We start from the raw sequence: 8,599 nt of genomic DNA on the forward strand, positions 1-8,599 counted from the left end.
GTGAATTCTTGCAAGCGGGAGCGACCAAAGATCAGTTCCGCGACGTGGGCCTGCATGCGGCCTTCAAATCGGTTTTCCCGATCATCAGCTACTCCGGCAATGCTGCCCTGGAGTACGTTGGCTATCGTCTGGGCGAACCGGCTTTTGATGTCAAAGAATGCGTACTGCGTGGCGTGACCTACGCGGTGCCGCTGCGGGTAAAAGTCCGCCTGATCATTTTCGACAAAGAATCGTCGAACAAAGCGATCAAGGACATCAAAGAGCAAGAAGTCTACATGGGTGAAATCCCCCTGATGACTGAAAACGGTACCTTCGTAATCAACGGTACCGAGCGTGTTATCGTTTCCCAGCTGCACCGTTCGCCGGGCGTGTTCTTCGATCACGACCGCGGCAAGACGCACAGCTCTGGCAAACTGCTGTACTCGGCGCGGATCATTCCTTACCGCGGCTCGTGGCTGGACTTCGAATTCGATCCGAAAGACTGTGTATTCGTCCGTATCGACCGTCGTCGCAAACTGCCTGCGTCGGTTCTGCTGCGCGCGCTGGGCTACAGCACTGAAGAAGTGCTGGACGCTTTCTACACCACCAACGTTTTCCACGTGTCGGGCGAGAAGCTCAGCCTGGAGCTGGTGCCTCAGCGCCTGCGTGGTGAAGTTGCGGTCATGGACATCCATGACGAAACCGGCAAGGTCATTGTCGAGCAAGGTCGTCGTATCACTGCTCGCCACATCAACCAGCTGGAAAAAGCTGGCGTCAAGCAGCTGGACGTGCCGCTGGAGTACGTCCTGGGCCGCACTACCGCCAAGGCGATCGTGCACCCGGCTACCGGCGAGATCCTGGCTGAGTGCAACACCGAGCTGAGCACCGACGTCCTGGTGAAAATCGCCAAGGCCCAGGTTGTTCGCATCGAGACCCTGTACACCAACGACATCGACTGCGGTCCGTTCATCTCGGATACCCTGAAGATCGACTCCACCAGCAACCAACTGGAAGCGCTGGTCGAGATCTATCGCATGATGCGTCCTGGCGAGCCGCCAACCAAGGATGCCGCCGAGACCCTGTTCAACAACCTGTTCTTCAGCGCCGAGCGTTACGACCTGTCGGCCGTTGGCCGCATGAAGTTCAACCGTCGTATCGGTCGCACCGAGATCGAAGGTTCGGGCGTGCTGAGCAAGGAAGATATCGTCGAGGTCCTCAAGACCCTGGTCGACATCCGTAACGGCAAAGGCATCGTCGACGACATCGACCACCTCGGTAACCGTCGCGTCCGCTGTGTCGGCGAGATGGCCGAGAACCAGTTCCGCGTTGGCCTGGTGCGTGTAGAGCGCGCGGTCAAAGAGCGTCTGTCGATGGCAGAAAGCGAAGGCCTGATGCCTCAGGACCTGATCAACGCCAAGCCGGTTGCGGCGGCGGTGAAAGAGTTCTTCGGCTCCAGCCAGCTCTCGCAGTTCATGGACCAGAACAACCCGCTGTCCGAGATCACCCACAAGCGTCGTGTCTCGGCACTCGGCCCTGGTGGTCTGACCCGTGAGCGCGCAGGCTTCGAAGTCCGTGACGTACACCCGACCCACTACGGCCGCGTGTGCCCGATCGAGACCCCTGAAGGTCCGAACATCGGTCTGATCAACTCCCTGGCGGCATACGCTCGCACCAACCAGTACGGCTTCCTGGAAAGCCCGTACCGCGTGGTGAAAGAGGGCGTGGTTACCGACGACATCGTGTTCCTGTCGGCGATCGAAGAAGCTGATCACGTCATCGCCCAGGCTTCGGCCACGATGAACGAGAAGAAGCACCTGATCGATGAGCTGGTAGCTGTTCGTCACCTGAACGAATTCACCGTCAAGGCGCCGGAAGACGTCACCCTGATGGACGTTTCGCCGAAGCAGGTAGTTTCGGTTGCAGCGTCGCTGATTCCGTTCCTCGAGCACGACGACGCCAACCGTGCGTTGATGGGTTCGAACATGCAGCGTCAGGCTGTACCAACCCTGCGCGCCGACAAGCCGCTGGTCGGTACCGGCATGGAGCGCAACGTTGCCCGTGACTCCGGCGTTTGCGTCGTGGCCCGTCGTGGCGGCGTGATCGACTCCGTCGATGCCAGCCGTATCGTTGTTCGCGTTGCCGATGACGAAGTTGAAACCGGTGAAGCCGGTGTCGACATCTACAACCTGACCAAATACACCCGTTCGAACCAGAACACCTGCATCAACCAGCGTCCGCTGGTTAACAAGGGTGACGCGGTTCAGCGTGGCGACATCATGGCCGACGGCCCGTCCACCGACATGGGTGAACTGGCGCTGGGTCAGAACATGCGCATCGCGTTCATGGCGTGGAACGGCTTCAACTTCGAAGACTCCATCTGCCTGTCCGAGCGTGTTGTTCAGGAAGACCGCTTCACCTCGATCCACATCCAGGAACTGACCTGTGTGGCCCGTGACACCAAGCTTGGCCCAGAGGAAATCACCGCGGACATCCCGAACGTCGGTGAAGCTGCGCTGAACAAGCTGGACGAAGCCGGTATCGTTTATGTTGGTGCTGAAGTTGGCGCTGGCGACATCCTGGTCGGCAAGGTCACGCCAAAAGGCGAAACCCAGCTGACGCCGGAAGAAAAACTGCTGCGCGCAATCTTCGGTGAGAAAGCCAGCGACGTTAAAGACACCTCCCTGCGCGTGCCTACCGGCACCAAAGGTACTGTCATCGACGTGCAGGTCTTCACCCGTGATGGCGTCGAGCGCGACAGCCGTGCGCTGTCCATCGAGAAGATGCAGCTGGACGAGATCCGCAAGGACCTCAACGAAGAGTTCCGCATCGTCGAAGGCGCAACCTTCGAACGTCTGCGTTCGGCCCTGAACGGCCAGGTTGTCGACGGTGGTGCAGGCCTGAAGAAAGGCACTGTGATCACCAACGAAGTCCTGGACGGTCTGGAGCACGGCCAGTGGTTCAAACTGCGCATGGCCGAAGACGCGCTGAACGAGCAGCTCGAGAAGGCCCAGGCCTACATCGTTGATCGTCGCCGTCTGCTGGACGACAAGTTCGAAGACAAGAAGCGCAAGCTGCAGCAGGGCGATGACCTGGCACCGGGCGTACTGAAGATCGTCAAGGTCTACCTGGCAATCCGTCGCCGCATCCAGCCGGGCGACAAGATGGCCGGCCGTCACGGTAACAAAGGTGTGGTCTCGGTGATCATGCCGGTCGAAGACATGCCGCACGACGCCAACGGTACTCCGGTCGACGTGGTCCTCAACCCGTTGGGCGTACCATCGCGTATGAACGTCGGTCAGATCCTCGAAACCCACCTGGGCCTGGCGGCCAAAGGTCTGGGCGAGAAGATCAACCGCATGCTCGAAGAGCAGCGCAAGGTCATCGAGCTGCGCAAGTTCCTCACCGAGATCTACAACGAGATCGGTGGTCGTCAGGAACAACTGGAGACCTTCTCCGACCAGGAAATCCTGGACCTGGCGAAGAACCTCAAAGGCGGTGTGCCAATGGCCACTCCAGTCTTCGACGGTGCCAAGGAAAGCGAGATCAAGGCCATGCTGAAGCTGGCAGACATGCCAGAAAGCGGTCAGATGCAGCTGTTCGACGGTCGTACCGGCAACAAGTTCGAGCGTCATGTGACCGTTGGTTACATGTACATGCTCAAGCTGAACCACTTGGTGGACGACAAGATGCACGCGCGTTCCACTGGTTCTTACAGCCTGGTTACCCAGCAGCCGCTGGGTGGTAAGGCGCAGTTCGGTGGTCAGCGTTTCGGGGAGATGGAAGTGTGGGCGCTGGAAGCATACGGCGCGGCATACACCCTGCAAGAAATGCTCACAGTGAAGTCGGACGACGTGAACGGTCGGACCAAGATGTACAAAAACATCGTGGACGGCGATCACCGTATGGAGCCGGGCATGCCCGAGTCCTTCAACGTGTTGATCAAAGAGATTCGTTCGCTCGGTATCGATATCGATCTGGAAACCGAATAACACGTGACGCGAATCGGGAGCGTGGCTGAAAAGCCCGCTCCCTGCTCCGCCAGGAGGAAAGGCCTTGAAAGACCTACTGAATTTGCTGAAAAACCAGGGTCAAGTCGAAGAGTTCGACGCCATCCGTATCGGATTGGCCTCGCCTGAGATGATCCGTTCGTGGTCGTTCGGTGAAGTTAAAAAGCCGGAAACCATCAACTACCGTACGTTCAAACCCGAGCGTGACGGCCTGTTCTGCGCCAAGATCTTTGGCCCAGTCAAGGACTACGAGTGCCTGTGCGGTAAGTACAAGCGCCTGAAACACCGCGGCGTGATCTGCGAGAAGTGCGGCGTTGAAGTCGCCCTGGCCAAGGTTCGTCGTGAGCGCATGGCGCACATCGAACTGGCTTCGCCGGTTGCCCACATCTGGTTCCTGAAGTCGCTGCCGTCCCGTATCGGCCTGCTGATGGACATGACCCTGCGTGATATCGAGCGCGTTCTCTACTTCGAGAGCTATGTCGTTATCGACCCGGGCATGACCACCCTGGAAAAAGGCCAGCTGCTCAACGACGAGCAGTACTTCGAAGCGCTGGAAGAGTTCGGTGACGACTTCGACGCCCGCATGGGTGCCGAGGCTGTCCGCGAGCTGCTGCACGCTATCGACCTGGAGCACGAGATTGGTCGCCTGCGCGAAGAGATTCCGCAGACCAACTCGGAAACCAAGATCAAGAAGCTGTCCAAGCGTCTGAAACTGATGGAAGCCTTCCAGGGCTCGGGCAACCTGCCTGAGTGGATGGTCCTGACCGTTCTGCCGGTTCTGCCGCCAGACCTGCGTCCACTGGTTCCGCTGGATGGCGGTCGCTTCGCGACTTCCGACCTGAACGACCTGTATCGTCGGGTGATCAACCGTAACAACCGTCTGAAGCGCCTGCTCGACCTGTCCGCGCCGGACATCATCGTGCGCAACGAAAAGCGCATGCTGCAGGAAGCGGTCGACGCCTTGCTGGATAACGGCCGTCGCGGTCGTGCCATCACCGGCTCGAACAAGCGTCCTCTGAAATCCCTGGCTGACATGATCAAGGGTAAGCAAGGTCGTTTCCGTCAGAACTTGCTCGGTAAGCGCGTTGACTACTCCGGCCGTTCGGTAATTACCGTAGGTCCGACCCTGCGTCTGCACCAGTGCGGTCTGCCGAAGAAAATGGCTCTCGAGCTGTTCAAGCCGTTCATTTTCGGCAAGCTGGAAATGCGTGGTCTGGCGACCACCATCAAGGCCGCCAAGAAGATGGTCGAGCGCGAGCTGCCAGAGGTCTGGGACGTTCTCGCCGAAGTGATTCGCGAACACCCCGTACTGCTCAACCGTGCGCCGACCCTTCACCGTCTGGGTATCCAGGCCTTTGAACCGGTACTGATCGAAGGTAAGGCTATCCAGCTGCACCCGCTGGTCTGTGCTGCGTACAACGCCGACTTCGACGGTGACCAAATGGCCGTTCACGTGCCGCTGACGCTGGAAGCCCAGCTCGAAGCGCGCGCGCTGATGATGTCGACCAACAACATTCTGTCGCCAGCCAACGGTGAGCCAATCATCGTTCCGTCGCAGGACGTTGTACTGGGTCTGTACTACATGACCCGTGAAGCCATCAACGCCAAGGGCGAAGGTCGCGTGTTCGCCGACCTGCAGGAAGTCGACCGCGTATTCCGCGCCGGCGAAGCTGCCCTGCACGCCAAGATCAAGGTTCGTATCAACGAAACCGTAAACGATCGTGATGGCGGCAGCGTCAAGAACACCCGTATCGTCGACACTACTGTCGGCCGTGCGCTGCTGTTCCAGGTTGTACCGCCAGGTCTGTCGTACGACGTGGTCAACCAGCCAATGAAGAAAAAGGCGATCTCCAAGCTGATCAACCAGTGCTACCGCGTGGTTGGTCTGAAAGAGACCGTGATCTTCGCTGACCAGCTGATGTACACCGGTTTTGCCTACTCGACCATCTCCGGCGTTTCCATCGGTGTTAACGACTTCGTTATCCCGGATGAAAAAGCCCGCATCATCGGTACCGCTACCGACGAAGTGAAAGAGATCGAGAGCCAGTATGCCTCCGGCCTGGTAACCCAGGGCGAGAAGTACAACAAAGTCATCGACTTGTGGTCCAAGGCGAACGACGAAGTTTCCAAAGCGATGATGGCCAACCTCTCGAAAGAGAAAGTCATCGACCGCAACGGCGACGAAGTCGAGCAAGAGTCCTTCAACTCGATGTACATGATGGCTGACTCCGGTGCCCGGGGTTCGGCAGCTCAGATTCGTCAGCTGGCCGGTATGCGTGGTCTGATGGCCAAGCCGGACGGCTCGATCATCGAGACGCCGATCACCGCGAACTTCCGTGAAGGTCTGAGCGTACTCCAGTACTTCATCTCGACTCACGGTGCTCGTAAGGGTCTGGCGGATACCGCGCTGAAAACCGCGAACTCCGGTTACCTGACTCGTCGTCTGGTAGACGTTGCCCAGGATCTGGTGGTTACCGAGATCGACTGCGGCACCGAGCAAGGCCTGCTGATGACGCCGCACATTGAAGGCGGCGACGTTGTAGAGCCACTGGGTGAGCGTGTACTGGGTCGTGTTATCGCCCGTGACGTGTTCAAGCCAGGCACCGACGACGTTATCGTTCCGGCCGGTACCCTGGTCGACGAGAAGTGGGTCGAATTCATCGAGCTGAACAGCATCGACGAAGTGATCGTGCGTTCGCCGATCAGCTGCGAAACCCGCTACGGTATCTGCGCCAAGTGCTACGGTCGCGACCTGGCTCGCGGTCACCAGGTGAACATCGGTGAAGCGGTCGGCGTTATCGCTGCCCAGTCGATCGGTGAGCCGGGTACCCAGCTGACCATGCGTACGTTCCACATCGGTGGTGCTGCAAGCCGGACCTCGGCTGCCGACAGCGTCCAGGTGAAGAACGGCGGTATGGTTCGCCTGCACAACCTGAAACAGGTTGAGCGTGCCGACGGTAACCTGGTTGCCGTATCGCGTTCCGGTGAGTTGGCGATTGCCGACGAATTCGGTCGTGAGCGTGAGCGTTACAAGCTGCCTTACGGTGCGGTCATTTCCGTGAAGGAAGGCGACAAGGTCGACGCTGGCGCAATCGTCGCCAAGTGGGACCCGCACACCCACCCGATCGTTACCGAAATGAAAGGTACCGTGACCTTCGTGGGCATGGAAGAAGGCATCACCATCAAGCGTCAGACTGACGAATTGACTGGTTTGACCAACATTGAGGTTCTGGACGTCAAAGACCGTCCGGCTGCAGGTAAGGAAATCCGCCCTGCAATCAAGATGGTCGACGCCAATGGCAAGGATCTGCTGCTGCCAGGTACCGACGTACCGGCTCAGTACTTCCTGCCGGCGAACGCCCTGGTTGGTGTGGCTGACGGTGCCCAGATCGGCGTCGGTGACGTTATCGCGCGTATCCCGCAAGAAACGTCGAAGACCCGTGACATCACCGGTGGTCTGCCACGGGTTGCCGACTTGTTCGAAGCCCGTCGTCCGAAAGAAGCCTCGATTCTGGCTGAAGTCAGCGGCACCATCGCCTTCGGTAAAGAGACCAAGGGCAAGCGCCGTCTGGTCATCACCCCGAACGATGGCAGCGATCCGTACGAAGAGCTGATTCCGAAGTGGCGTCACCTGAACGTCTTCGAGGGCGAACAGGTTAACCGCGGCGAAGTTATCTCCGACGGTCCAAGCGATCCGCACGACATCCTGCGTCTGCTGGGTGTAAGCGCGCTGGCCAAGTACATCGTCAACGAGATTCAGGACGTTTACCGTCTGCAAGGCGTGAAGATCAACGACAAGCACATCGAGACCATCCTGCGTCAGATGCTGCGTAAAGTTGAGATCACCGAGTCCGGCGATTCCAGCTTCATCAAGGGCGACCAGATGGAACTGACCCAGGTACTGGTAGAGAACGAGCGTCTCGGCGCAGATGACAAGTTCATCTCCAAGTTCTCGCGCGTACTGCTGGGTATCACCAAGGCCTCGCTGTCCACCGAATCGTTCATCTCGGCGGCTTCCTTCCAGGAAACCACCCGCGTACTGACCGAAGCGGCGGTAACCGGCAAGCGCGATTACCTGCGCGGCCTGAAAGAAAACGTGGTCGTGGGTCGTCTGATCCCGGCCGGTACCGGTCTGGCCTACCACAGCGAGCGCAAGCGTCGCCGTGATGCCGACAAACCGCTGCGCGTAAGTGCCAGTGAGGTGGAAGCCGCACTGACCGAAGCGCTGAATTCCAGCGGTAACTGAAAGTAGGATAGGGCCCCGGCAAACCTGTTTTGGCCATCGGCGACATAATTTGTTGCCGATGACTGGAAGGGGAGGGCCGGGGCCTTGTCTTGACTGGGGGCAAGATCCTCTTTAGACTCTTGTACCCCTAAATTTGGTGGGACTCCGTCCTGCCAATTTTTGCTTTTCTTGCAAGACAATAGCGTCGCAAGACAACAGTGGAGCTAGTAGATGGCAACTATCAACCAGCTGGTACGTCAGCCGCGTAAGCGTATCGTCGAGAAATCCGACGTTCCTGCGCTGCAGAACTGCCCTCATATTAGTTTAGTGTGCAACAGTTTTTTCATGAACTCGAGTAAATTATATTAATCTGGTATGCGTTATGTTT

Annotated in this window: 2 protein-coding genes and 1 pseudogene; all 3 read left to right on the forward strand. The window is 58.4% G+C overall.

The window, feature by feature from the left end:
- A partial coding sequence (gene rpoB, locus ACIOVF_RS27815; RefSeq protein ID WP_401294147.1) for a DNA-directed RNA polymerase subunit beta occupies positions 1–3,968 on the forward strand: 3,968 nt, incomplete at its 5' end.
- A gap of 64 nt (positions 3,969–4,032) precedes the next feature.
- The gene (gene rpoC / locus ACIOVF_RS27820; protein WP_045202248.1) at positions 4,033–8,232 is read left to right on the forward strand and encodes a DNA-directed RNA polymerase subunit beta'; all 4,200 of its coding nucleotides are present in this window, start codon (positions 4,033–4,035) and stop codon (positions 8,230–8,232) included.
- 210 nt (positions 8,233–8,442) lie between these two features.
- A pseudogene (gene rpsL / locus ACIOVF_RS27825) lies at positions 8,443–8,571 on the forward strand (30S ribosomal protein S12); the annotation flags it as partial.
- Positions 8,572–8,599: the final 28 nt, after the last annotated feature.

Origin of the sequence: Pseudomonas sp. NPDC087612 (assembly GCF_044743505.1) — a bacterium.
GTDB lineage: Bacteria > Pseudomonadota > Gammaproteobacteria > Pseudomonadales > Pseudomonadaceae > Aquipseudomonas.